This window comes from Variovorax sp. WDL1, from assembly GCF_001541225.1.
Classification (GTDB): domain Bacteria; phylum Pseudomonadota; class Gammaproteobacteria; order Burkholderiales; family Burkholderiaceae_C; genus Variovorax.
On record NZ_LMTS01000143.1, the window covers coordinates 1 to 474 of the forward strand.

General features: G+C 69.0%; 1 pseudogene. It reads right to left on the reverse strand.

The annotated features are described in order from the left end of the window. A pseudogene (locus APY03_RS45500) lies at positions 1-296 on the reverse strand (DNA cytosine methyltransferase); the annotation flags it as partial. Positions 297-474: the final 178 nt, after the last annotated feature.

Sequence of the window (474 nt, forward strand, 5' to 3'; positions counted from 1 at the left end):
TTCGCGTGGCTGAGGCGATGTCCGCCGGCACGCAGCGTCGGTGCATGGTTCGTCGTCGCATCCGCCCCGCAGCCCTGTGCGGTGAAGGCAATGATCGGCACACCCTTGCCGGTGCCGTCCTCGCTGCAGCCCTTGCCGCCGTTGGCGGTGCTGAGCGTGTGGCTGATGCTGCCCGCGATGGACTGCGCCACGAAGGTCTCGACCTCGAAGTCGTTCTTCGGGCCGGGCGCCGCGGTCAGGCAGGCCGCGACGTCGATGGGTCCTGCGGTGTTGCCCCCGCCGAATCCGAACGTCACCGTGGCCTCGCCGTAGGGCTGCTTCAGTCCTGCATATCCCGAATACCCGCCTGCTGCCGCAGCGCCCGATCCAGCAGCGTCGGCAGCGTCTTGCCACGGCGCGAGGCCCGGCGAAGAATCCCAGCGCACGCGGTCGCACTCAAAAAGTACCTCGGCGGGATCGACGCCACCTCCACCA